22 protein-coding genes and 1 riboswitch (1 of these 23 only partly in view) are annotated in these 23,720 nt (G+C 54.4%); of the genes, 2 read left to right on the top strand and 20 right to left on the bottom strand.

The features are described 5' to 3' along the window. Positions 1-165: 165 nt before the first annotated feature. The 18 genes from R70723_RS02925 to R70723_RS02845 all read right to left on the bottom strand — a co-directional run bounded on the left by R70723_RS02925 (position 166) and on the right by R70723_RS02845 (position 20,764). Complete coding sequence (locus tag R70723_RS02925; protein WP_039869642.1) at positions 166-1,473, bottom strand: SEC-C metal-binding domain-containing protein; 1,308 nt, start codon at positions 1,471-1,473, stop codon at positions 166-168. Positions 1,474-1,664: 191 nt separating this feature from the next. After that, entirely contained in the window at positions 1,665-2,930 is a 1,266-nt protein-coding gene (purD, locus tag R70723_RS02920) for a phosphoribosylamine--glycine ligase (protein WP_039869640.1), read from the bottom strand. A gap of 24 nt (positions 2,931-2,954) precedes the next feature. Then, on the bottom strand, positions 2,955-4,502 hold the full coding sequence (gene purH / locus R70723_RS02915) for a bifunctional phosphoribosylaminoimidazolecarboxamide formyltransferase/IMP cyclohydrolase (RefSeq protein WP_039869639.1): 1,548 nt from the start codon (positions 4,500-4,502) through the stop codon (positions 2,955-2,957). 207 nt (positions 4,503-4,709) lie between these two features. Next, positions 4,710-5,324: a phosphoribosylglycinamide formyltransferase gene (purN, locus tag R70723_RS02910; protein WP_039869636.1), complete on the bottom strand. Its 615-nt coding sequence runs from the start codon at positions 5,322-5,324 to the stop codon at positions 4,710-4,712. Next, positions 5,324-6,364, bottom strand: a complete 1,041-nt coding sequence (purM, locus tag R70723_RS02905) for a phosphoribosylformylglycinamidine cyclo-ligase (protein ID WP_039869633.1) — start codon at positions 6,362-6,364, stop codon at positions 5,324-5,326. Before purM ends, purN begins: the two co-directional genes overlap by 1 nt. Before the next feature lie 758 nt (positions 6,365-7,122). Further along, positions 7,123-8,619 (bottom strand): amidophosphoribosyltransferase, encoded by a 1,497-nt coding sequence (gene purF, locus R70723_RS02900; protein WP_039878185.1) that lies wholly within the window; start codon positions 8,617-8,619, stop codon positions 7,123-7,125. Continuing rightward, positions 8,604-10,850, bottom strand: a complete 2,247-nt coding sequence (purL, locus tag R70723_RS02895) for a phosphoribosylformylglycinamidine synthase subunit PurL (RefSeq protein ID WP_039869632.1) — start codon at positions 10,848-10,850, stop codon at positions 8,604-8,606. Before purL ends, purF begins: the two co-directional genes overlap by 16 nt. Next, positions 10,828-11,517: a phosphoribosylformylglycinamidine synthase subunit PurQ gene (gene purQ / locus R70723_RS02890; RefSeq protein ID WP_039869631.1), complete on the bottom strand. Its 690-nt coding sequence runs from the start codon at positions 11,515-11,517 to the stop codon at positions 10,828-10,830. Before purQ ends, purL begins: the two co-directional genes overlap by 23 nt. A gap of 5 nt (positions 11,518-11,522) precedes the next feature. Further along, entirely contained in the window at positions 11,523-11,768 is a 246-nt protein-coding gene (gene purS / locus R70723_RS02885; protein WP_019913657.1) for a phosphoribosylformylglycinamidine synthase subunit PurS, read from the bottom strand. Positions 11,769-11,830: 62 nt separating this feature from the next. Continuing rightward, on the bottom strand, positions 11,831-12,721 hold the full coding sequence (locus R70723_RS02880) for a phosphoribosylaminoimidazolesuccinocarboxamide synthase (RefSeq protein ID WP_039869626.1): 891 nt from the start codon (positions 12,719-12,721) through the stop codon (positions 11,831-11,833). 38 nt (positions 12,722-12,759) lie between these two features. After that, positions 12,760-14,055, bottom strand: a complete 1,296-nt coding sequence (gene purB, locus R70723_RS02875; RefSeq protein WP_039869623.1) for an adenylosuccinate lyase — start codon at positions 14,053-14,055, stop codon at positions 12,760-12,762. A 5-nt stretch (positions 14,056-14,060) separates the two neighbouring features. Next, the gene (purK, locus tag R70723_RS02870) at positions 14,061-15,290 is read right to left on the bottom strand and encodes a 5-(carboxyamino)imidazole ribonucleotide synthase (protein WP_039878184.1); all 1,230 of its coding nucleotides are present in this window, start codon (positions 15,288-15,290) and stop codon (positions 14,061-14,063) included. A gap of 29 nt (positions 15,291-15,319) precedes the next feature. Then, positions 15,320-15,805 (bottom strand): 5-(carboxyamino)imidazole ribonucleotide mutase, encoded by a 486-nt coding sequence (purE, locus tag R70723_RS02865; RefSeq protein WP_039869621.1) that lies wholly within the window; start codon positions 15,803-15,805, stop codon positions 15,320-15,322. A gap of 244 nt (positions 15,806-16,049) precedes the next feature. After that, a riboswitch (purine riboswitch) is annotated at positions 16,050-16,151 on the bottom strand. A 121-nt stretch (positions 16,152-16,272) separates the two neighbouring features. Continuing rightward, complete coding sequence (locus R70723_RS02860; RefSeq protein WP_039869618.1) at positions 16,273-16,707, bottom strand: universal stress protein; 435 nt, start codon at positions 16,705-16,707, stop codon at positions 16,273-16,275. Between the two features lie 51 nt (positions 16,708-16,758). After that, positions 16,759-17,022, bottom strand: a complete 264-nt coding sequence (locus R70723_RS02855) for a DUF1294 domain-containing protein (protein WP_039869616.1) — start codon at positions 17,020-17,022, stop codon at positions 16,759-16,761. A 93-nt stretch (positions 17,023-17,115) separates the two neighbouring features. Then, positions 17,116-18,354, bottom strand: a complete 1,239-nt coding sequence (locus R70723_RS02850) for an MFS transporter (RefSeq protein ID WP_039878183.1) — start codon at positions 18,352-18,354, stop codon at positions 17,116-17,118. A 107-nt stretch (positions 18,355-18,461) separates the two neighbouring features. Next, positions 18,462-18,602 (bottom strand): hypothetical protein, encoded by a 141-nt coding sequence (locus R70723_RS33200; RefSeq protein ID WP_156123773.1) that lies wholly within the window; start codon positions 18,600-18,602, stop codon positions 18,462-18,464. 23 nt (positions 18,603-18,625) lie between these two features. Then, on the bottom strand, positions 18,626-20,764 hold the full coding sequence (locus R70723_RS02845) for a DNA topoisomerase III (protein WP_039869614.1): 2,139 nt from the start codon (positions 20,762-20,764) through the stop codon (positions 18,626-18,628). A gap of 137 nt (positions 20,765-20,901) precedes the next feature. On the opposite strand from R70723_RS02845, the gene tsaA reads away from it, so the two are divergent. Both tsaA and R70723_RS02835 read left to right on the top strand, forming a co-directional pair. Further along, the gene (gene tsaA / locus R70723_RS02840; RefSeq protein WP_047171008.1) at positions 20,902-21,345 is read left to right on the top strand and encodes a tRNA (N6-threonylcarbamoyladenosine(37)-N6)-methyltransferase TrmO; all 444 of its coding nucleotides are present in this window, start codon (positions 20,902-20,904) and stop codon (positions 21,343-21,345) included. 23 nt (positions 21,346-21,368) lie between these two features. Further along, complete coding sequence (locus tag R70723_RS02835; RefSeq protein ID WP_039869613.1) at positions 21,369-22,271, top strand: helix-turn-helix domain-containing protein; 903 nt, start codon at positions 21,369-21,371, stop codon at positions 22,269-22,271. A 77-nt stretch (positions 22,272-22,348) separates the two neighbouring features. Here the strand turns inward: R70723_RS02835 and R70723_RS02830 are convergent, their stop codons facing one another. Both R70723_RS02830 and R70723_RS02825 read right to left on the bottom strand, forming a co-directional pair. Then, positions 22,349-23,488 (bottom strand): DUF4179 domain-containing protein, encoded by a 1,140-nt coding sequence (locus R70723_RS02830; RefSeq protein ID WP_039869612.1) that lies wholly within the window; start codon positions 23,486-23,488, stop codon positions 22,349-22,351. Then, positions 23,463-23,720: the end of an RNA polymerase sigma factor gene (locus R70723_RS02825; RefSeq protein ID WP_231574815.1), read on the bottom strand. 336 nt of this gene lie beyond the right edge of the window; 258 of the gene's 594 nt are visible here — the last part of the coding sequence; the start codon falls outside the window, past its right edge; its stop codon occupies positions 23,463-23,465. Before R70723_RS02825 ends, R70723_RS02830 begins: the two co-directional genes overlap by 26 nt.

The raw sequence follows: 23,720 nt of genomic DNA, 5'->3' as shown, positions 1-23,720 counted from the left end.
TCAACAGCTTTTTTTCCTGTTTTCTTACTTTTTTTTGCAATCCATTATATAATGAAAGTTTTGTGAAGCCCTGTCCAAAGGCAGGTGAACCTGCTCAAATCAAAAAGCCGCCGGAAACCTTCCGGCGGCTAGTCAGCTGTACAATTATTAGGTTAAATACTAATGCTATTGCTTCAGCATCCACTTTAACAGGTCAGGCAGACTGGCCCATAGACGGGAATGCATAATAACGTATTCGACCGCTTCGTTGGAATCGCCCATGCCGACAAAATCCGGAAGATTATGCGGCAGACGCTTCACGCCCAGCAGATAATCAGGCACATGCTTGTTCACACCGCGCGCTACACGGTACAGCATTTTGAGCTGGGAGGTAATTCCGTTCTTCTTATATTCAAGGACGATCCGGTCATAGGCAAAGGCAGCAGCGGCATCATCCTCGCCGTATTTCTTCAGGAACTGCTCCGCTTCTTTCAGCTGGTTGCTGTATAGATAGACTGCGGCCAGCAAATAGCGGGCGCCGGTATTGTCGTCCGGATTCAGCTCCAGAATGTGCTCCAGAATCTCTGCCGCTTCCTCCGCCTTGCCGCCGAACCAACAGGATTCCGCATAGCTCTTGCAGATCCGGATATAAGGCCGGGTCTCTGTCAGCCCCCAGAAATAGCCTTTATTCTTGGCAAAAAAAGCTTCGCCCAGCTCCCGCTCACCGGCTGCAATACCCGCCTTCAGAAAAGCACGCGCATCCTGCTCGTTCTCTGATTCTTCAGCAAGCACCAGGTATGCATCAGAGCTGTCCGGATAGATTTCCAGAGCCGCCTCTGCCAGCTGGACACGGCGCTTTCCCGAGGTTGACTCCATCGCCTTATGCAGCAGCTGCTGTGCCTTCTCACGGGCAGTTCCGGCACCGTTCAGCACGAGCAGCTCGTCAGCCTCTCCTTCTCTGCCGTATTCCTCAATGTAATTCAGCATTTCCTTCACTTTACGCGAAATCGTTGCCGTAGTAACCTCGTATTTATCAGCCAGCTCGGCTTGGGAAAGATTGAACCCGTATTCCTCAGACAAAATATACTCAATCGCTGCACAGAATGATCCGGCCTTCTTCACTGCAGGCTTGGTCTGGCCGGAGAAGCCGTTCCAGAGCACCAGTGCTTCAAAAATCAGCTCCCGCTCATACTGGCTGCGCATATGCTCAATCAGCTGCATAGCCAGCTCCTCATGGGCAGGATGCTCCCACTTCAGCTCGCGCGTAACCATTTTTTTCAGCTTGGTCAGTGTAAGCTTGCCTTCAGGCCGGATTGCCGCCTCAGGAGCAGCAGCCTGTGCTGCAATGGCAGCTGCCTCGCGGCCGGCTGCTTCCTCAGCTGTAACAAGCCGCAGAATGGAATCTACCGCAGAGGTTTCTTTATCCAGGCAGCATTTTTTATATTTTTTCCCGCTTCCGCATGGACACAAGTCATTTCTTCCAACCTTACTCAAAGCTAATTCCTCCTATACTTAAAAAACCGATTTAAAAAAGGCCTTTCCATGAAAGGAAAGACCCTTTATCTGTATATATCCGAACATTTTCCCCCGTACGAGTTGTATTATAGCACTTCTTCTATCACTTGTCAGTCCTTTTTTGGGACTTTTTACGAGAAAATTAGGAATAAAGTAGCTGTTTCATACCTTTAGACCAGCGCTTTCATAGCGATGTCAGTGCGGTTTTGCTTGCCGTCAAAATGAATTTTCGCAGCACTTGCATAAGCTGCAGCACGTGCTTCGGCAATATCCGCACCTTTCCCTACTACCCCCAGCACACGTCCGCCGTTTGTAAGCCAGCTTCCGTCCTCTCCCCGTGCAGTTCCCGCGTGGAAGACCAGTCCGTTCCCGGCATCTTCCAGTCCGGTGATCGGCACGCCTTTTGGATAATTACCCGGATAGCCCTGGGACGCCAGTACTACACATACAGCCGCCTCCTCGCTCCATTCAATAGCGGTATCAGCCAGTCTGCCCTCTGCCACAGCCAGGAAGATTTCCAGCAGATCACTTTTCAGCCGCGGAAGCACCACCTGAGTCTCCGGATCGCCGAACCGGGCATTGAATTCGATCGTCTTAGGCTTGCCGTCCGGCGAGATCATCAGGCCCGCGAACAGTACACCGCTGAAGGAGCGGCCTTCAGCTACCATAGCCTTAGCCGTAGGCTCAATGATCGTCTCAACGGCTTCGCGGATAATCGCTTCATCTATGTGCGGCAGCGGGGAATACGTTCCCATGCCGCCTGTGTTCGGCCCTTTGTCGCCGTCGAATACCGGCTTGTGGTCCTGCGCAGCTGCCATCGGGCGTACAGTCTCCCCGTCAACAAAAGCAAGAATCGACATCTCCTGTCCGGCCAGGAACTCCTCTATAACAACCTGGGCGCCGGCTTCACCAAATACCTTGGCAACCATAATGTCACGAAGCGCCTGCTCGGCTTCCTCGCGTGAATACGCAACCGTTACCCCTTTGCCTGCCGCCAGTCCGTCAGCCTTGATCACAATCGGCAGTCTCTGACCGCGCAAATACGCAAGCGCCGCCTCATAATCGCTGAACTTCTCATAGGCTGCTGTCGGAATATTGTATTTATGCAGCAGATCCTTCATAAAGGTTTTGCTGCCCTCGATCTCCGCTGCATTTTTACGCGGTCCGAATACAGGGATCTCCTGTGCTTCAAAAGCATCGACGATGCCTGCCGCCAGCGGATCATCGGGACCGATGACCACTAGGCCTACCGCTTTCTCCTTGGCAAACGCCGTCAGCTTGTCGAATTCAAAGACGCTAATCGGCACACACTCTGCCAGCTGGGCAATGCCGGCGTTGCCGGGTGCACAGTAGATTTTACCGGCTCTTGGGCTCTGGGACAGCTTCCAGATGATCGCATGCTCCCGGCCCCCGCCGCCGACCACTAAAATATCCATTGAACTGAAATCCTCCCCGGTAGTCTAGTGTTTGAAATGGCGGACGCCGGTGAAGACCATAGCGATTCCATATTCATTGGCAACCTTGATCGATTCCTCGTCCTTGATCGAGCCGCCCGGCTGAATAACCGCGGTGATGCCTGCTTTTGCCGCAAATTCCAGCGTATCGCCCATCGGGAAGAAGGCATCAGAGGCGAGGATCGAGCCCTTGGCTTTTTCTCCGGCCTGTTCGATGGCGATTTTCGCTGCTCCGACCCGGTTCATCTGGCCTGCACCGACGCCAACGGTCATATCATCCGCTGCCAGCACAATCGCATTGGACTTGACATGCTTAACAACCTTCCAGCCAAACAGCAGCTGCTTCAGCTCCTCCTCGGTAGGCTTACGGTCAGTAACAATCTGCAGCTCATCCGCATTTACGGAGTGCACATCGCTCTCCTGCACAACCATACCGCCCTCAATCGAGGTCACAACAAAGCTGCTCTTACGGGCCGCTCCGCTGCTTAGATTGCCGATCTTAAGCAGCCGGATGTTCTTTTTCTTCGTCAGGATTTCCAGCGCTTCCTCAGTGAAGCCCGGAGCCAATACGATTTCCAGGAATATATCCTTCAGCAGATTCGCAGTATCCGCATCAATAATCCGGTTAGCGGCAACAATTCCGCCGAAGATGGAGGTTGGATCAGCATTGTACGCTTTTTGATAGGCTTCATACACACTGGTACCCACGCCTACTCCGCAAGGATTCATATGCTTAACAGCCACAACAGCCGGCTCCTCGAACTCCTTCACGATCTGCAGCGCCGCGTTGGCGTCGTTAATGTTGTTGTATGACAATTCCTTGCCGTGCAGCTGCTCGGCAGCAGTCAGTGTGTCCTGCGCCGCCAGCGGCTTGCGGTAGAATGCCGCCTTCTGGTGCGGGTTCTCCCCGTAACGCAGATCCTGGATTTTCTCGTAAGTAACAGTGTAGCGCTCCGGCAGCGGTTCACCGGTAACATTGGCCAGATAATCGGCAATCAGGGCGTCGTAAGCCGCCGTATGGCGGAACACTTTTGCCGCAAGACGTTTGCGGGTTTCAAGGGTCGTATCTCCGCCTGCACGCACCTCTTCAAGCACACTCTCATAATCCGCAGCATCCACAACCACACTGACAAAAGCATGGTTCTTCGCCGCAGAACGCAGCATCGTCGGTCCGCCGATATCGATGTTCTCGATTGCTTCCTCGTAGGACACATCCGGCTTGGCGATCGTCTCCGCGAACGGATACAGATTCACCACTACCAGGTCGATGTAGCCCAGACCCAGCTCAGTCATCTGACGCGTATGCTCCTCGTTGTCACGAACCGCCAGCAGGCCGCTGTGTACCGCAGGATGCAGGGTTTTGACCCGTCCGTCCATAATTTCCGGGAAGCCCGTTACATCGGAGATGCCGATAACCGGTACGCCTTCTTTAGCCAAAAGTGTGCTAGTGCCGCCTGTGGAGATAATTTCTACACCCAATGCAGACAACTCGCGGCAAAAATCCACGATGCCCTGTTTGTCCGATACGCTGACCAGCGCTCTTTTGATACTCACTTGAATAGTCCTCCTCCGGATGATGCAAGATTATGTTGTTTATTAACATTTGCCGCCGAACTTCGCTATGAATGGTTATAATCCTGTCATTTTGCGCACGCTGCAGCATAAGAAGCAAGGTACAGCTGCCGCCAAACGACACTCTATAGACTTTGTGCAATATTTCCCGAGAAATATCAGAATCCGCGGGTGATGTGAAAATTGTCGTTACTCGTGAACAACAACATGTCTGCCCTGCAGCTCAACCTTTCCGTCTGCAAAAGCACGGACAACCTCCGGATACAACGAGTATTCAATCTCGTGAATCCGCTGTGCCAGCAACTCTGCCGTGTCTCCCGGTTCCACTCTAACGCTGCGCTGGGCAATGACCGGACCGGTATCCATCCCGCCATCGACAAAATGTACAGTTACTCCAGTCAGCTTCACACCATAGTCGATGGCCTGCCCGATAGCATCCTTCCCGGCAAAAGCAGGCAGCAGCGAAGGATGGATGTTGATAATCCTTCCCGCAAAAGGCTCCAGCAGCACCGGACTGATTAGCCGCATGTAGCCGGCGAGAACGATCAGACCGATGTCCCGGCGCTTCAGCTCGGCAACAATCTCCGCCTCATACAGCTCGCGGCTGGCAAAATCCTTCGGCCGCAGCAGAAGGGCGGGTACGCCCGCAGTCTCCGCCCGCTGTGCTACAGGCGCTTCCGGGCGGTCGGAGACCAGCAGCTCGATGCTTCCCTCACCAAGCTGCCCGGCTCTCTGCGCTTCAATAAGTGCGGCAAAATTGCTGCCCTGCCCGGAGGCAAATACAGCGATCCGGCTGCTGCTCATCACACCTCAGCTCCTGTAAAGGTAACAATGCGCTCCCCTTCATTCACCGTTCCGATCAGATAAGCGTCTTCCCCGCTTGCCTTCAGCTGCTCCAGTGCACGTTCACTGTCTGCAGCAGAGACTACCAGCACCAGACCAATCCCCATGTTAAAAGTAGTGAACATATCACGGTTCGTTACACTGCCCTTGTCCTGCATCAGGCCGAAGACCGGCTGGATCGGCCAGGAGCCGTAGTTAATCTCAACATTTACGTTATCCGGCAGCATCCGCGGAATATTCTCGATAAAGCCTCCGCCGGTAATATGGGCCATGCCTTTGACGGTCAGCTGCTCCAGCAGGGCCAGCAGCGGTTTTACGTAGATTTTGGTTGGTGCGAGCAGCACATCCACCAGCGGAGCGCCCAGCTCAGGAACAACATCGTTCAGCTCATAACCCGCCTGCTCCAGCAAAAGCTTGCGTACCAGCGAGAAGCCGTTGCTGTGGATACCGCTGGAGGACAGGCCGATTACAGCATCACCAGGGGCAATGTCTGCACCGGTAACCAGCTTGGCCTTATCCGCTACACCTACTGTGAATCCGGCGATGTCGTATTCGCCAGCAGCGTACATGCCCGGCATTTCAGCTGTTTCGCCGCCGATCAGCGCGCAGCCTGCCTGATGGCAGCCTTCAGCGATTCCAGCCACGATAGCCTCAATTTTCTCCGGCACCACCTTGTCGCATGCGAGGTAATCGAGGAAGAACAGCGGCTCTGCGCCCTGCACCACGATGTCGTTCACACACATCGCAACCGCATCGATGCCAATCGTGTCGTGGCGGTCTGCCGCGAAGGCGAGCTTGAGCTTTGTGCCTACGCCGTCTGTACCGGATACAAGCACAGGCTCATCGTATTTATCTTTATTGAGGCCGAACAGTGCGCCGAATCCGCCGAGCTCTGTCATGACCTCCGGACGGTATGTGCGTTTTACATGCTTTTTCATGCGTTCTACCGCTTCATTACCGGCTGCAATATCCACTCCGGCGTTTTTATAAGCTTCCGACACTTTGGACACCTCATTATAATTAGTTTAGAGCGCTGTTTCGGGGCGGCCTGGTTATTGGTGGTCATAGTCGTCATTACGGGGAATGTTTGGACTTCCGGTCGCTGTTATGGGCCGATTTCCTGATTTAAACCGCGATCCGCGGTAGAAATCGGCCCATAAAGGCGAACGCTACGCTCCTACAGTTCCAAACTTCCCCTCCATAACTCAGACCACCCGGGTAAACCCGGCCGCAAGCCGAAGTTTGCGCCTTGCACAGGGGCATGGGCTCGGCGCTCTTGGCGAAGCCAAGCGCCTCGCTTAGCGGGAGCCAACCCGCTTTTGCGGAGCAAACAGGCGGGGGCTCTAGCAACGGACTTCGGGCGCGGGGCGAAGCCGCGCACACCCTCTGGCGAGAGCCAACCCGCTTTTGCGGAGCAGACAGCCGGGGGCTCTAGCAACGGGCTTCGGGCGCGGGGCGAAGCCGCGCACACCCTCAGCGAGTGAACCCCCGCTTTTGCGGAGCAAATAGCCGGGGTTACGAGCCAATGGCCCGGCGGGGCCGCAGGCCGCCAGGGCGCGCAGCGCCGTAGAGCGTGTCCGCAGGACAAAGCGGGCACCCGCACCCACGCCATCTTAGCAAGTTTAGAGCAAACTCCTACCGCCGAGCTTTCGGGTGGCCGGAGGGCCGAGCCCTCCGGAATCCCCCTTTGCAAGGGGGACTTAGGGGGATGGACACCATGACTTAGGGGGATGCATCACTCGATATTAGAGTGATCCCACTAGCAGCTACACCCGTCTTTTTCTTCCCCGCCGAAATCCACCTGCGTCGGGTAATCATTATCGAAGCAGGAGAGGCACAGGCCTCCCTTGTACTCATTGCTGCTGTAGCCGCCGATGGACTGGATCAGTCCTTCCGGCGACAGGAACGACAGGGAATCGGCGTTGATCTCCTCGCACATTTCCTGAATGGTCTTGTACGAGGCGATCAGCTCGCGGCGGTCCGGGGTATCAATCCCGTAGAAGCACGGGTTCTTGAACGGCGGCGAAGTAATCCGCACATGCACTTCAAGCGCTCCGGCTTCGCGCAGCAGATTGACGATCCGGCGCGAGGTCGTGCCGCGCACGATCGAGTCGTCGATCATGACGACGCGCTGGCCTTCGACGACGCGGCGCACGGCGCTGAGCTTCATCTTCACGCCCTGCTCGCGCAGCTCCTGGCTCGGCTGGATGAACGTCCGGCCGGTATACTTGTTCTTGATCAGGCCGAGCTCATACGGGATACCCGTCTGCTCGGCATAGCCGATGGCTGCCGAGATACTGGAGTCCGGTACGCCGGTGACGATGTCGGCATCGACGAAGGACTCCAGCGCCATCCGGCTGCCCATCCGCTTGCGGGCAGAGTGCAGGTTGGAGCCGTTAAGGTCGCTGTCCGGGCGGGCAAAATAAATATATTCCATCGCGCACAGCGCTTTGCGTTTCGGTTCAGTGAATCTGTCTTCCAGGAAGCCGTTCTTGTCCAGCACCAGCAGCTCGCCCGGCTCGATGTCACGGACTAGGGTAGCTCCGATAACCTCAAGGGCACAAGACTCGGAAGCGAAGACATACGCTTCACCAAGCCGGCCCATCACCAGCGGGCGCAGCCCGTGCGGGTCAGAAGCAACGATCAGCTTGTCGTTAGTCATCAGCAGGAAAGCGAAGCCGCCGACCAGCTGGCGGAGCGCATCCTTGGCCGCCTCGACAAAATCCTTCGGCGAGCGCGCAATCAGATGCGCCAGCACCTCAGTATCACTGGTGGTCTGGAAGATCGACCCGCTCATCTCCAGCTGCTTGCGGATCAGCGGCTCGTTGACGATGTTGCCGTTAGTGGCAATCGCCAGGTCGCCGTCACGGTACTTGAAGACCAGCGGCTGCGCGTTAGTCAGCCGGCTGTCTCCGCTGGTGGAGTAGCGCACATGTCCGATGGACATATCGCCGACCAGCGAAGCGATTTTGTCCTTGTCGAAGACTTCCTTAACCAGGCCCATGCCGCGGTGGTAGTTGAAGTCGCGGCCGTCTGCTACACAGATGCCTGCGCTCTCTTCTCCCCGGTGCTGCAGGGCATGCAGCCCGTAATAAGACATGGAGGCGGCCTCCGGGTGTCCGAAGACCCCGAAGACGCCGCATTCTTCTTTTAACGTATCAAAAATATCTCCCGAGCCCGTTCCTTCATTGTAAAAGTCGCCGGTCCACAGGATGGGGGTCTCCTGCTTGTTCCCGGTCTTTATTTCATAAGACATGGAATAGCATCCTCCCACACGGATTTAAGTTCAGATACAGCCTCATCAAGTGCAGATGCACCGCCCAGGGACACGCGCAGTCTGTCTCCACCGACAGCTCCGATGATTTCCACCGGTACGCCGTAAGCAGCAACAGCGGCTTTGAGCTCCTCAGCACGGTCAGGTGCCGAGGTCAGCACAATGCGGGACTGGGATTCGCTGAACAGGGCCACATCATGGCGCAGTCCGCCAGCAGACAAGTCCACGTTCGCACCGATGCCGCCGCTGATGCAGCTTTCTGCCAGTGCAGCAGCCAAGCCGCCTTCCGACAGGTCATGCGCCGAGCGGACCAGACCGCTGCGGATTGCAGACAGTACAGCATCCAGCAGTTTTTGCTCTGTAGCCAGATCAAGCGCCGGCGGACGGCCTTCTGTCAAGCCGTGAACAGCATATTGGAACTCACTTCCGCCAAGCTCAGCTTTGGTTACACCAAGCAGCAGAATGACATCGCCTTCCTGTTTAAAGGCCTGAGTTGTAATGTGATCGGTATCTTCAACCAGACCCACCATGCCGACAACCGGGGTCGGGTAGATGGCGCCGGCAGCATTTTCATTGTACAGGCTGACGTTACCGCCGATAACCGGCGTATCCAGCACCCGGCAGGCTTCAGCCATACCATCAACAGCACGCTCCATCTGCCAGAAAATCTCCGGCTTCTCCGGGCTGCCAAAGTTCAGGTTGTCCGTGATTGCCAGCGGCTTGGCGCCGGAGCAGACAATGTTACGTGCTGCTTCGCTCACCGCGATGCGTCCGCCCACTTCAGGATCGAGATAGACATAACGGCCGTTACAGTCTGTAGTCATGGCCAGGCCTTTGCGTGTACCTTGAATGGTAACCACTGCCGCATCGGAGCCCGGACGGACTGCAGTGCTGGTGCGGACCATGTAGTCGTACTGGTTATACACCCAGGCTTTACTTGCTACTGTTGGCGAACCCAATACCGTCCGCAGAGCACCGCCGAGATCGGTAACCTCTTCATAACGCAAAGTATCTACCTTTGCATTCTCTTCATAATAAGCCGGAACTGTGGAAGGCTTCTTATAGATTGGACACTCGTCCACAAGCGCTGTTACCGGCATGTCGCCGACAACCTCGCCGTGATGGTAAAGCTTCAGGCGGCCATCATCTGTTACCTTGCCCACTTTACGGCAGATCACGCCCCAGCGGTCAAAAATCTCCTGTGCCTGCGCCTCATCCTTAGGCTCAACCACAAACAGCATGCGCTCCTGGGATTCGGACAGCATCATTTCATAAGGCGTCATGCCTTCTTCACGCTGCGGCACCTGATCCAGATACAGCTCGAGACCGTTGCCCGCCTTGCTGGCCATTTCGGCACTGGAACAAGTAAGGCCTGCTGCGCCCATATCCTGAATACCAAGCACGATACCGCTGTCGATCAGCTCAAGGCAGGATTCCATGACCAGCTTTTCCATGAACGGATCGCCGACCTGTACCGCTGTCTTCTTGGCTTCGGATTCCTCGCTCAGCTCAACGGAGGCAAAGGTTGCCCCGTGAATACCGTCGCGGCCGGTAGGAGGACCTACGTAGAACACCGGGTTACCTACACCTTTGGCGACACCGCGCTGAATTTTATCATGATCAATCAGTCCTACGCACATTGCGTTAACCAGCGGATTGCCGTCATAGCTGTTATCAAACATAATTTCGCCGCCGACAGTCGGAATTCCGATACAGTTACCGTAGCCTGCGATCCCGGACACGACGTGCTCGAACAGATATTTTACCCGGTCGCTCTCAAGCTTCCCGAAACGCAGGGAATTAAGCAGCGCAACCGGTCTTGCCCCCATGGAGAAAATATCGCGGATAATCCCGCCCACCCCGGTCGCCGCGCCCTGATAAGGCTCAACAGCCGACGGATGGTTATGGCTTTCTATTTTGAATACAACGGCCTGGTTGTCACCGATGTCTACAATCCCTGCGCCTTCGCCCGGTCCCATCAGGACACGCGGTCCGCTTGTCGGGAAACGTCCGAGTAACGGCTTGGAGTTTTTGTAGGCACAATGCTCGGACCACATTACGCTGAACACACCGATTTCGGTGTAATTAGGCTTACGGCCCATAAAAGAGGTGATCAGCTCATATTCGCTGTCCGACACACCGAACTGGCTGTAGATTTTCTGCTCCGCAATCTGCTCTGCGGTCGGCTCCTTAGCGGATACTTGCTGCGTCATAACGTTCCCTCCAAGTCTTGAGAATGGATGTAAACATCCGTTTGCCGTCTTCCGAGCCGAGCAGACTGTTAGCTGCACGTTCCGGGTGAGGCATCATGCCTACCACATTGCCTGCCGCGTTGCTGATCCCCGCAATATCGGCTACCGAGCCGTTCGGGTTATCGCTGTATGTGAACACGATCTGATTGTTCGCCTGCAAAGAAGCAAGCGTCTCTTCATCACAGTAATAATTGCCTTCGCCATGTGCGATCGGAATGACAATCTCCTCATCCTTCGCATAATCAACCGTAAACGGAGTGGTGTTGTTAACGACCTTAAGCACCGTGTCATGACAGCGGAACTTCATCGACATGTTGCGGCGCAGCGCCCCCGGCAGGAGGCCGGCTTCGGTCAGAATCTGGAACCCGTTGCAGATGCCGAGCACGAATTTGCCCTGCTCCGCCGCCTTGGCTACTTCAGCCATTACCGGAGCGAACCGGGAAATCGCGCCGCAGCGCAGATAGTCACCATAGGAGAAGCCCCCTGGCACGAGAATGCAGTCATACGCCGACAGGTCGGTTGCCGTATGCCACACATAATCAACGGGTTCACCGAGGCTTTCTTCTACAGCCTTGTAGCAGTCAATGTCACAATTGGAGCCCGGAAAGACAAGTACAGCAAATTTCATGACATTTAGTCCTCCAATTCGTAGCGGTAATCCTCGATCACCGTGTTGGCCAGCAGCTTTTCACACATTTCCTTGAGGCGTCCTTCCGCTTCAGCGCGGTTGTCCGTGTCGAGCGTAAGCTCCATGTACTTACCGATGCGCAAACTTTCGACTTCCTGAAAACCTACCGAATGAAGAGCTCCCTGCACGGCAACACCTTGGGGATCGAGCACGCTTTTCTTGATGGTGACATAGACTGTCGCTTTTAACATACGCTTGTAGTTCCTCCTAAATTTTAATGGCTGATTAGCTTTGATCAAAAAAGAGAGTTGCCTTACAAATCCTTACCGGTAAGCCGGTGATAGATATCCCGGTAGCGGCGGCTGGTCTCCTCTACCACTTCCTGCGGCAGCGGATCAGGCGTGCTGTTCTTGTCCCAGGAGGATGCGGAAAGGTACGTCCGGACCGGCTCCTTGTCCATGCTGTCAATCTCGATATCAAGTGCATATTTGTCTTTAGCCCAGAAGCGGGAGGCATCCGGCGTAAAAATCTCATCGATCAGAATCACCTTGCCGTCCAGCAGCCCGAACTCGAACTTGCAGTCTGCGAGAATGATCCCGCGCTCCTCACAATACGCTCTGGCAAAAGAGAACAGCTTCAGGCTTTTCTCCTTCAGCTCCAGTGCAAGCTCTGCACCGATCTGCTCCTGCATTTGTTCAAAAGGAATGTCTTCATCGTGCCCGACATCATTTTTGGCAGCTGGCGTGAAGATCGGCTGGGCCAGCACGGCGTTTTTGCGCAGACCCTGCGGAAGCTCAATCCCGTTGACCTTGCCGGTCTCCTGATACTGCCGCCAGCCTCCGCCGGTAATGCAGCCGCGGACGACACATTCAATGTCAATTCTTTCGGCTTTGCGCACGACCATGATGCGGTTTTTGAGCGCTTCCCGGTCCTTTACAATACCGCCGAGCTGATCGACATCAATGTGCACGACGTGGTTTTCGATCAGGCTCTTCGTCAGCCCGAACCAGAAGGCGCTCAGCCGGTTCAGCACATTGCCTTTGTCCGGCACAGCCGGATCGAGCACATAATCAAACGCGGAGATCCGGTCCGTAACCACGATCAGTACCTGTTCCCCCAAATCGTACAATTCGCGGACCTTTCCTTTATAGAGCAGCGGTGCATTTACGAGCTCCACAGCCGTGGATACGGCAGGGTGTGTCATGACCTTTCCTCCCTCAACTTTTTATTGCTTTGTTTCTCCTAAATCAGCTCCAGCTTGCGGAAAATCGTGTCCACATGCTTCAGATGCCAGGTCGGATTGAAGGCATCCTCAATCTCTTCTGGGCTTAGAACGGCGGTGATTTCCGGAGTGGCTTCAACGATATCACGGAACTGGGTCTGCTCTTCCCAGGCCTGCATTGCACGCGGCTGAACGGTATCGTATGCCTGCTCGCGGCTGAAGCCCTTGTCGATCAGCTTGGTCAGGATGCGGCCGGAGAACGGAACGCCGAAGGTACGGTTCATGTTGCGCTTCATATTTTCCGGGAACACGGTCAGGTTCTTCACAATGTTGCCGAAGCGGTTCAGCATGTAGTTCAGCAGCATAGTTGCATCCGGCAGGATGATCCGTTCCACTGAGGAGTGCGAGATATCACGCTCATGCCAGAGCGGCACGTTCTCGTAGGCGGTTACCATGTGGCCGCGGATTACGCGGGACAGGCCGGAGATATTTTCACAGCCGATCGGGTTGCGCTTATGCGGCATAGCAGACGAGCCCTTTTGACCCTTGGCAAAAGCTTCTTCCACCTCGCGGATTTCGCTCTTTTGCAGCGCGCGGATTTCCGTAGCGAACTTGTCGAGCGATGTGGCTACCAGCGCCAGTGCAGCCATGTATTCCGCATGGCGGTCACGCTGCAGGGTCTGGGTGGAGATTGGTGCAGGGCTCGTACCCAGCTTCTTGCAGACGAATTCCTCTACGAACGGGTCGATGTTGGCATAGGTGCCGACTGCGCCGGAGATTTTGCCGAACTGAACGCCGCCCGCCGCATGACGGAAGCGCTCCAGGTTACGTTTCATTTCCTCGTACCACAGGGCCATTTTCAGACCAAAAGTTGTAGGCTCCGCATGAACACCATGTGTGCGTCCCATCATCGGAGTGTCCTTGTAAGCTACCGCTTTGTCTTTGAGAATCTCAATAAAGTTAATGATATCCTTCTCCAGAATCTCGTTCGCCTGACGCAGCAGGTAACCCAGTGCTGTATCAACAACGTCTGTTGAAGTCAGTCCGTAGTGCACCCATTTGCGCTCTGCACCCAGGCTTTCGGATACGGCACGTGTAAAGGCGATAACATCATGGCGGGTTTCCAGCTCGATTTCATTGATCCGGTCAATATCGAATTTTGCATCCTTGCGCAGCTTGGCGGCGTCTTCCTGCGGAATGACTCCCAGCTCGGCCCAGGCTTCACAAGCGCAAATTTCTACTTCAAGCCAGGCGTTGAATTTATTTTCTTCGGTCCAAATGGCCCGCATTTCAGGTCTGCTGTAACGTTCGATCATAGCTTTCAGTTCCTCCAAAGGTTAGTTTGCTCTACCCAGGACAGCCCGTCGCCGGTATCCTTGCAGAGCAGGTTGATATGGCCCATTTTGCGGCCGGTCTTGCTCTCGCTCTTGCCGTATATATGAAGCTTGGGTACAACCCCCAGCTTGTATGCCGCTTCATCAGCCTGTCCTGTCCGTTCTATTACTCCGTCCAGATGCTGCCCCAGCACATTTACCATGACCACAGGGGTCAGCAGCCTCGTATCCCCAAGCGGTAAATTGCAGACTGCCCGGATATGCTGCTCGAACTGCGAGGTCGCGCAGGCATCCATTGTGTAGTGTCCCGAATTATGCGGCCGCGGCGCCAGCTCGTTGACGAAGATTTCCCCGTCTTCCGTAACGAACATCTCTACAGCCAGCAGTCCGACAGCATCCAGTCCCGCGATCAGCCGTTCGGCCAGCTCGCAGGCACGCTGCAGAATCTCTTCAGAGACCCGGGCAGGCACGATCGACAGATGCAAAATGTTGTTCACATGGATGTTCTCCGCCGGCGGGAAGCTTTTCACTTCCCCTGAGGTGCTGCGTGCGGCAATGACCGAAATTTCACACTGGAATTTCACGAATTTCTCCAGCACCAGCTCCGGGGCTTCGGCTCCTTCCGCAGCGCCAGGCGCTACCTGCCTGAACGCGGCTTCCAGCTCCTCCGGCTGGCGGATGACGGCTTGTCCCTTGCCGTCATAACCCCCTGTGGCGGTCTTCAGCACACAGGGCAGGCCCAGCCCGGCAGCTGCAGCGATAAGCTCCGCCAGGCTGCCGACCTTGCGGTACGGGGCGACGGGCACGCCCGCAGCCTCGATCGCCGCCTTCTCGCGCAGCCGGTGCTGCGTCGTATACAGCAGCGCGCTGCCCTGCGGCACGTACGATTCCTCTGTCAGCAAGGCGGCTACGCCGGCATCGACATTCTCGAACTCGTACGTGATCACATCTGCGCGCTGCGCCAGCTCCCGCGCCGCGCCCTGGTCGTTGTATGCCGCGGTAATCTGCGGCGATACCTGCCCGCAGGGCGCATCCGGCGCCGGGTCCAGCGCCACAAAGCGGTAGCCCATGGCGCTGCCAGCGAGCGCCATCATCCGGCCGAGCTGGCCGCCGCCGAGCACGCCGATCGTCGTCCGTCCCGGCAGCAGCGTGCGGGGGGCTGCGGCACTTTTGGCCTCACCATTGGCTTGTCCGGCATGCCCCTGTTCCTCGCTCATCTGCCCGGCCGCCTTCAGCTCCTCCTGCCTCATAAGCTCTCGCTGCTTTCCAGCACTTCGCGCTCGATTCTTTCGCGCCGCACCAGCACCCGGCTCTGCACTTCAGGGTCAAACGCGCCGAGGATCTGCGCGGCCAGCAGCCCTGCATTGACCGCTCCGGCCCGGCCGATTGCCACCGTTGCCACCGGAATGCCGCCCGGCATCTGCACGATGGACAGCAGCGAATCCAGCCCGTTCAACGCTTTGGTCTGCACGGGTACACCAATTACAGGCAAAATCGTCTTCGCAGCCACCATCCCCGGCAGATGCGCCGCTCCGCCTGCTCCGGCAATAATAACCTTCAGTCCGCGGCCCGCTGCCTCCTCCGCATAACGGAACATCAGATCCGGTGTGCGGTGCGCTGAAACTACCTTTTTCTCATACGGTACGTTCAGCTCCTCCAGCACCGCACAGGCATGCTCCATCGTCTCCCAGTCCGACTTGCTGCCCATGATTACTCCAACCTGCACTGACATATTTCAACCTTCCCCTCCGCTCGATATAGAAGCTCTTTTGTCGTATGCTCTCTAAGTTTGTCCTATTTCAGACCCATTTTCCATAAATCCGAAAAAAAAAGCCCGGATTCCAGACGCATGCTGCTGCGGGTGGACCCAGACTACTTAAGGAAGCAGGGGAAGACAGCCTCCGGCACGGAGGCATTACGAACAGCTCAGCCGCAAAAGCCAGCCACTCCGTTATGAAGCGGTGCCAAGGGCTGTTCCAGTCAACCTATTTCCTCGTAGTCCGGCGATTTACGGTTACCGGGTAGAAACTTCCGGGCCCTATTCCCGGTTTTATACGAGCTCTTCATAGGTTCAGTTTAACAATGCCCTACACTTCGTGTCAACTTAAACACGAACATTAATATGTTGACACATGAAATCGTTCGCTTTTTGATATAAAAAAAGGGAGAGACACAGCAATGTCCCGCCCTTTTCATCTATTATTTTACAACCAGCACCGGAATCCGTGCACTTTGCACCACATTGTGGCTGACACTGCCCAGAACAAATTCGCGTATTCCGCCGAGTCCGCGGCTGCCGATTACGATTACGTCCATTCCCTGCTCCTTGGCATAGGTGAGAATTACTTCAGCCGGAGAACCCTGCAGCAGCTCAACCGTCGCATTCAGGCCTTCTGCTTCCAGACGCCCTCTGACCTCATCCGTAGTCTGCACAGCCAAATCATAATAATCCTTGTTCACTGAAGCCGGCAGAGGCGCGAGAGCTTCCCCGATGAAGAACCGCGGGAATTCAAATGCGTGTACGACGTAAATGGAAGATCCGGGAGTTACCTTAGCCAGTTCGATCGCCCGCTCAAGCGCTTGATTGGAAGCTTTGGAACCGTCATAGGCGAGCAAAATTTTAGAGAATAACATGTACGCCACCTCTTTTTCATTTTGATTAACCAGCAGTCCAAGTACAAACCGCTATCTTAAAAAATACCCGTACAGCAGAATGTTAAGCAGCAGCAGCAGCGGAATGCCGATCCGGAAGGAAGTATGCCTGGTTTTATGCCGTTTGCGGTACATGGCAATGAGTATGCCCAGCGCGCCGCCCATGAACGCCAGCAGAAACAGCGTTTTCTCCGGCACACGGTCCCGTCTTGCCCGGGCCTTATTCTTGTCCTCGGACATCACCACATAGGCAATAATATTAATCAGCACAAACCATATCAGTACCCCTTTGACCATCGTTCCGGCCCCTCCTCCTTGCATTCTACCTGTCTCTTATTATATTCCCCTTTGCTGCAAAAAACCAATAACCTCACATAAGCTGCCAAGGTACTAACCTGCTCTGTTAAGCTTTTTGGCAGAGACGCCGGTATCCCGCAGCCATATCCACGACAATAATGCAGCCAGCGCTGCAGCCATTCCGCCCAGCCAAAAACCGCCCTTCAGCCCGTATGCTGCACTCATCCAGCCCGCCACAAACGGGCCGCCCGACATCCCTACCGCATAGACAGCCTGATAAAAGCCCATTGCGGTTGCCCGCTTAAACGGCGCCACATCCGAGACAGATTTACCAAGCAGCAGCGGAAAAATCAGCCCTTGCATAAACCCGTTGCCCACCTGGGTCGCACAAAGCGCAGCCAGCGTCGGCATGGACGGGATCAGCAGTGTAAACACAGCACTTCCGGCAAAGCCCAGCATCAGTGTCCCCCTGTCTCCGAGCAGCCTGCCGAACATGCGTGAGCCGTACAGCGTAGCTGCAGCATGTGGTACCATAAAAGCCAGCGTCAGCCAGCCCAGGCTCTCCTTGCTCGCCCCGATATCCAGCGCCTGATTCGGCGTGTACCCGAACATCGTAATGAACAGTACACAATGCGCCAGCACCGATAAAAGCGAGACCTTGACCAGGAGCGGCTCCTTCATCACACCTGCAAGGTCTTTCAGCCGGATTCCGCCTTCACGTTTCTCCTGCCTCTGCTCCGGCAAGCGCAGGACGAGCAGCATAGCGAGCACCGCTACAATGCTGCCGACGATAAAGGGCATGTTCCAGCCCCAGTGCTCCACCATGTAACCGCTGATCATCATGCTCGACAGCTGGGCAATTACCGTAGTGAACTGCAGCATGCCCATCGCCTTTCCGGCTTCCTCTTTAGGAAAGTATCCTGCGAACATCACCGAGTATACGACCCAAGCGGATGCCGCAATCCCCGAAACCGCCCGTGCTACAAGTGCCCACACCGGATCTGCCCCGGCCATAAAAATCAGGCAGCTTGCTCCGCTTGCAATCAGCCCCAGATAAATGAACGGCCGCCGCCGGTTCAAATAGTCCGACCCGATACCGATCGGCAGCCGGAACAGAATCTGCATCAGCCCGTATACGCCAAGTACTGCACCGACCATAACATACGATGCGCCCAGGTGTTCCACATACGGTGAAAGCACAGGTACATAAATATAAGAGGAGAACCAGAACATAAAGACGATTGCCAAAAAGAAAAACCGGCTGCTCCCCCTTCCGCCCGGAGCTTGTGCTGCCGACTGTACCTGCTTCTGCTGCTTTTCTATAAGTGCCATATCTGTCACCCGCTCCATTCCTGTCTTCAGGAAGCCCCGCTCCCTTACTAGCTTGTCTATCTCAGTTATTACAGTACAACATATCCTGCTCACATGTAACAGTAACCTTATACAATCTTTTCTTTTATCACGTAAGTAAAAATAACAGAAGCATCCCGCAGCTGTGACCGGTACGTTCCCCCAAGCTGAATAAGACTGCGGAGATGCTCCGCAGTCTTGTTTTTGGCTTCCCTGATGTAATTCGGCATTTCCTGCCTTCATTCAAAACGAATTATTTCCCCTTCGCCTTGGCCTCCATAGCTGCTTTAAGCAGATCGCCAAGATTCGAGCCGGCACTTTCCTGCTTGCTGTACTGCTGCACCAGCTTCTGCTGCTCGCGCTTGTTAATATGCTTGTGGTCTTTATCCATCGTTTCTGTTATCCCGCAGCCGAGACACTGCACATACAGGCCGGCTTTACCCTCTTTTAGCTCCATTTTCTTGTGGCACTGCGGGCAGCGGCGGTTCGATAGCCGCTTCTCGCCAGCCCGGGTATAGCCGCAGTCGTCAGCCGGACAGACCAGCAGCTTGCCGCGCTTCGTCTTCTTCTCCAGCATTCTCGTCCCGCATTCCGGACAATGGCTGTCCGAGACATTATGCGGCTTGTATTCCGCTCCGCTGCCTTTTACACCGGAGACCAGCTCCTGTGCCATGCTGCGGATGCCCTGCAGGAACGGCTCCGGCTTACCCTGTCCGCGCGCGATCCGCTCAAGCTCGCTTTCCCAGCGTGCCGTAAGATCCGGCGTGCGTAGCTCCGCTGACACCAGCCCGATCAGCTGCTTGCCTTTACCTGTCGGATGAAGTAAATTACCCTGACGCTCGATCGTATCTGAGCTGACCAGCTTCTCAATGATATCCGCGCGGGTAGCCGGCGTACCAAGCCCGTGCTTCTCCATCTGGGTCAGCAGAGATGCTTCATTATAACGCTTAGGCGGCTGTGTCCGTCCGGGACGTACAATGCAGCGCTGAACCTTAACGGCTTCCCCCTCACGCAGCTCCGGCAGCTTTACACTGCCGGCCGCCGGCTCATCAGCAGAACTCTCTTCATCCTCATCGCTGCTCATATCTCCGCCATAGACCTCACGCCAGCCGGCATCCTTTACTGTCGTGCCTTTGACATGGAAGCTTTCGCCCTCAACGCTCACTGTCACCGCTACAGCATCATAACGTGCCGGCGGATAGAACAGGCTGATGAACCGGCGGACAATCAGATCATAGAGCTTCCGCTCCTCTGCACTAAGCTGATTCAGTAAGACAGTCTGCTCCGTTGGAATAATGGCATGGTGATCGCTTACCTTGCTGTCATCCACAATCCGTTTAGTAACCGGAAGAGGCTTACGCAGCAGCGGGCGTGCCAGAGCAGCATACGGCCCTACAGCAACACTGTCCAAACGTTCTTTCAGTGTACCTGTCATATCTGATGTCAGATAACGGCTGTCCGTACGCGGATAAGTAACCAGCTTATGCTGCTCATACAGCTTCTGCAGCACACTGGAGGTCTGCTTGGCCGAGAAGCCGAATTTGCGGTTGGCATCGCGCTGCAGCTCTGTAAGATCATAGGCCAGCGGATGCGGCTCGCTTTTTTCGCTTTTCTGCACCTTGGCAATCCGGCCCGAGCGTCCGGTCAGCTTATCCTTGAGTGCAGCCGTCTTCTCCTTATCAAAAATCCGCCCGTCCCCGCCCTGGGCACGCCATCCCGCCTGAAAGCTTCCAAAATCAGCAGTAAGCTGCTCATACTCCTGTGAGCGGAACCCGGTAATCTCATTTTCCCGGTCCATAATCATGCCGAGAGAAGGCGTCTGAACACGGCCTGCCGACAGCGGCGCACCGAATTTACAGGTCAGCGCCCGGGTCACATTCAGCCCGATCATCCAGTCTGCTTCGGCACGGCAGCGCGCGGACTCATAGAGCCGGTCGAAGTCCCGTCCCGGACGCAATGAAGCGAAGCCCTCTTTGATCGCTTTATCCGTCTGCGAGGAGATCCACAGCCGCTTAAACGGCTTTTTCCAGCCGGCCATATTCATTATCCACCGCGCCAAAAGCTCTCCCTCACGCGCAGCATCCGTAGCCACGATCAGTTCCCCGATATCCTGCCGCTTCATCAGCTGCTGTACCGCCTTATACTGCTGGCTGGTCTCCCGCAGCACCTTCAGCTTGGCCTTCTCCGGCAGGATCGGCAGATCCTCCAGAGCCCAATTTGCAAACTTACTATTATAATCCTCCGGCTCCGCCAGGCCGACCAGATGCCCGAGCGCCCAGGTTACGACATATTTAGGGCCTTCAATATAGCTTTTCTGTTTATTTCCGCAGCCCATTACACGTGCAATCTCACGCGCGACCGAGGGCTTTTCTGCAAGCACCAATATCTTCATGATTCTCTCCTTTCCCTTTCAACAACTCATTATACCATTATTCAAAAGACCGCAAATATCGTCAGGCAAAAATCCCTTCATCTAATATAAACTGAATTTATGTTAAAATGTTTGTCAGCCGAAAGGAGTCACAGCCAATGTCCGCTTCAGAAATATATAATGTAGTTCCAGTAGGTGCAGTCTCCGGAAGTCAGCATAACCTGCAGATCGAGATTAAGGCTGAGTATAGAGCAGCACTCAAGGGATTAGAGGAGTTCAGCCACTGCCAGATTCTCTGGTGGATTCATGAGTTTGCCGATGATATGTTCCGGACAACTACACAGATTGAGCCTCCTTATGATGCTCCGGTAACAGGTGTATTTGCCTCCCGTTCCCCGGTTAGACCCAATCCTATTGGACTTAGTGTAGCAGAGATTATCTCTGTTGATTCGGTTGAAGGGATTATTGAGGTTGGCGGGCTGGATGCTTATCCGGGAACACCAGTGTTAGATATAAAAGCTTACTTTCCCACTACGGACCGTGTCCGCCATGTGAGGGTTCCAGCTTGGGCATCCTCATGGGGTGAATGGGTAGGAGAGTAAAGCTACAACTTGGGGGAGATCAAGTGGATAACCGGCAGCTTATTATGACAGCAATTGATTATATAGAGGCCAATCTCCGGCAACCGGTATCTGTCCGCTCTCTCTCCCAGTTCACAGGCTATTCCATGTATCATTTTATCCGGCTGTTCCAAGGGATTACCGGCCTTACACCCGGCGACTACATCGCCAGACGCAAAATTACAGAAGCCGTGCGGGATATCCTCAGCAAGCCCAGACGTTCTTTGCTGGATATTTCACTGGACTACTCATTTAAAGACTATGAAACCTTTGTGCGCACCTTCAAAAGACTGCTGCATACCACACCTACTATGCTCCGCCGGAAAACAAACGCTGAACTTCCTCTGCTGCTGCATCGGCTCTATAGTCATGATCTGCAGCAATGGCCCCTTCAACATACCAGCCGACCGCAAACCGTTGAAATTGGTGAAATAAAGCTACAGGGAGTACAAGTCACAGTTCATGATGATCCTTCACTTATCAGCAATGCCTGGAAGCAGCTATCCGGCAGTTTACCTTCTATTTCAGAGCGTGTGCTTCCTGAGAGATTCTATCAGCTGGGCTACTGGACTGATAATTACGGGGATGACGGAATCCGTTTTCTGTGCGGGTGCGAGTTAACTAATACGTCTTCGTGCGCTTCCGCCCGTTCCCTGACAGGACAATCGCTATTGTCTCCTGAACTCTCTGTCCACAGCTTGGCCCCGGCTCGTTATCTGAAATTTCTGCATACAGGAAGATCAGCTGATATTTCAGCAACCTATAAATATATCTACGGCGTATTTCTGCCCAAGACCGATTACCGGCTTACGCTCCCCTATGAATTTGAGTATTATGGAAAGGACTACCTTGGACCAGAAAACCCCGCATCCACCAGTGAGATTTATATTCCCATTTCATCACTCTGATTACTAATAACACAAACAAGCCCGCATCTGCCCAGCAGACACGGACCTGGATTTATTAATTCAATCTATATTATTCTTCACGGAATCACGATTGTAGTCTCAAGCTCTTTGTAATAGGTTTTTATACGCTCCCCGTTAACATCCTTCAACAGATTCAGCTCATTATCTAAAGTACACGTGTAGGGTCTGACCGTAATCGTCTTAGGCACCTCAGGGAAAGTATTATAGGAGCTGTCCAGGATCGGATGCTGAACCGCCTTGCCTCTCGCATATCCCAACTGTGAATTCAAAACGTTGCCTGAATCATCTACAAGTTCATAGAACACCGAAGTTGGAGCATACTCCCCCGTCTGCTCCGCCGAAACAGGTACTTCCCCTTTACTGGTTATAATCAGTCTCATCGTAACAGGCGTGATATCCAGGCTCTTAACCGTATAATGGAAGGAGTCTTTGCTTGCTTCCTGATCCGGTTTAAGGCTAATGATTCCCTCTTGTACCTTTTTCACAGTTACCTGAAACTCAAACGGCTCTGCGATCTGCGCAACCGGCACACGGATATCAACCTTAAATTCATCTCCAAGGGCTGCGGTGTTCCGAAGCTCATTCATCTCTAATAAAATCATATTTGATTGTCCATATACGCCTCCTATGGATGAGGAGCCGGAGCTAACCGGTTCGCCTGTCGGCAGGGTTACAACCGGTAACCCCAGTAGACCTTTAGTCGTTTGATCAAATTCATGGGTACGGAAATTAGTGATCTCCGCCATTACCCGCTCATCCACAACTCCAGCTCTTTCAAAACCAACAGCCAGCCGGGTACCGTCATATAATACTTCTGTAATACTTAAGGTCACCCCATCATGAGTGACACTCAAGTTAGGTAAAGTCGTCAGGCCCTTTTCCGCCGCGAGCTTTAAGCCCGGATTTTCCGTATGCTTGAACACACTGCTGAAAACCGGAAGCTGCCTTAATGTATCTGCCCACGCCGGAGAGATGAATCCGGCTGTTATTGTTCCTATTACAAGGAGTATAGTTAAACTTGCGGCTACTAATGTTTTCTTAAGTAATTTCAATCTCCTTCCTCCTTTCAACTCCAGTTGCTCTATACGGTTCATAATCGGTTTGTTATAACTGTCCACAGGTAATTCAACCTTTTCGATGCTGCGGCGGATATGCTCCATTGTTTGCCGCTCAGTTTGACTCTGCCACTTCTCCATGACTGCAGCCTCCCTCGTTCGCTTTTTGCTGGACCAGCTTTTTCCGGAGCCGTTCGTATTTCTTGCGGAGAGCCACCGAGCTGTGCCCGGTAATCTGCGCAATCTCATCAAAGCTGTATTGTTCAACCACACGAAGAATTAAAAGCCCTCTTTCTTCCGGATTAATATCCTTAAACAGCTTGTCCACAGGGGAATCGTCCGGAGCTTCATGATAATTCCGCACAAATTGCAT

The sequence above is a fragment of the Paenibacillus sp. FSL R7-0273 genome, from assembly GCF_000758625.1.
GTDB lineage: Bacteria > Bacillota > Bacilli > Paenibacillales > Paenibacillaceae > Paenibacillus_AQ.
This window is presented reverse-complemented; position numbering and strand designations above follow the sequence as displayed.

Coding starts and splice junctions, on each gene's coding strand:
- R70723_RS02845 (WP_039869614.1), bottom strand. CDS start 20,764: ATGAAGATATTGGTGCTTGCAGAAAAGCCCTCGGTCGCGCGTGAGATT.
- R70723_RS02860 (WP_039869618.1), bottom strand. CDS start 16,707: ATGTTATTCTCTAAAATTTTGCTCGCCTATGACGGTTCCAAAGCTTCC.
- purS (WP_019913657.1), bottom strand. CDS start 11,768: ATGTTAAAAGCGACAGTCTATGTCACCATCAAGAAAAGCGTGCTCGAT.
- purF (WP_039878185.1), bottom strand. CDS start 8,619: ATGTCTTATGAAATAAAGACCGGGAACAAGCAGGAGACCCCCATCCTG.
- purQ (WP_039869631.1), bottom strand. CDS start 11,517: ATGAAATTTGCTGTACTTGTCTTTCCGGGCTCCAATTGTGACATTGAC.
- purE (WP_039869621.1), bottom strand. CDS start 15,805: ATGTCAGTGCAGGTTGGAGTAATCATGGGCAGCAAGTCGGACTGGGAG.
- tsaA (WP_047171008.1), top strand. CDS start 20,902: ATGTCCGCTTCAGAAATATATAATGTAGTTCCAGTAGGTGCAGTCTCC.
- purB (WP_039869623.1), bottom strand. CDS start 14,055: ATGATCGAACGTTACAGCAGACCTGAAATGCGGGCCATTTGGACCGAA.
- purD (WP_039869640.1), bottom strand. CDS start 2,930: ATGGATATTTTAGTGGTCGGCGGCGGGGGCCGGGAGCATGCGATCATC.
- R70723_RS33200 (WP_156123773.1), bottom strand. CDS start 18,602: ATGCCGAATTACATCAGGGAAGCCAAAAACAAGACTGCGGAGCATCTC.
- purN (WP_039869636.1), bottom strand. CDS start 5,324: ATGAGCAGCAGCCGGATCGCTGTATTTGCCTCCGGGCAGGGCAGCAAT.
- purL (WP_039869632.1), bottom strand. CDS start 10,850: ATGACGCAGCAAGTATCCGCTAAGGAGCCGACCGCAGAGCAGATTGCG.
- R70723_RS02850 (WP_039878183.1), bottom strand. CDS start 18,354: ATGGCACTTATAGAAAAGCAGCAGAAGCAGGTACAGTCGGCAGCACAA.
- purK (WP_039878184.1), bottom strand. CDS start 15,290: ATGAGCGAGGAACAGGGGCATGCCGGACAAGCCAATGGTGAGGCCAAA.
- R70723_RS02880 (WP_039869626.1), bottom strand. CDS start 12,721: ATGACACACCCTGCCGTATCCACGGCTGTGGAGCTCGTAAATGCACCG.
- R70723_RS02830 (WP_039869612.1), bottom strand. CDS start 23,488: ATGGAGAAGTGGCAGAGTCAAACTGAGCGGCAAACAATGGAGCATATC.
- R70723_RS02855 (WP_039869616.1), bottom strand. CDS start 17,022: ATGGTCAAAGGGGTACTGATATGGTTTGTGCTGATTAATATTATTGCC.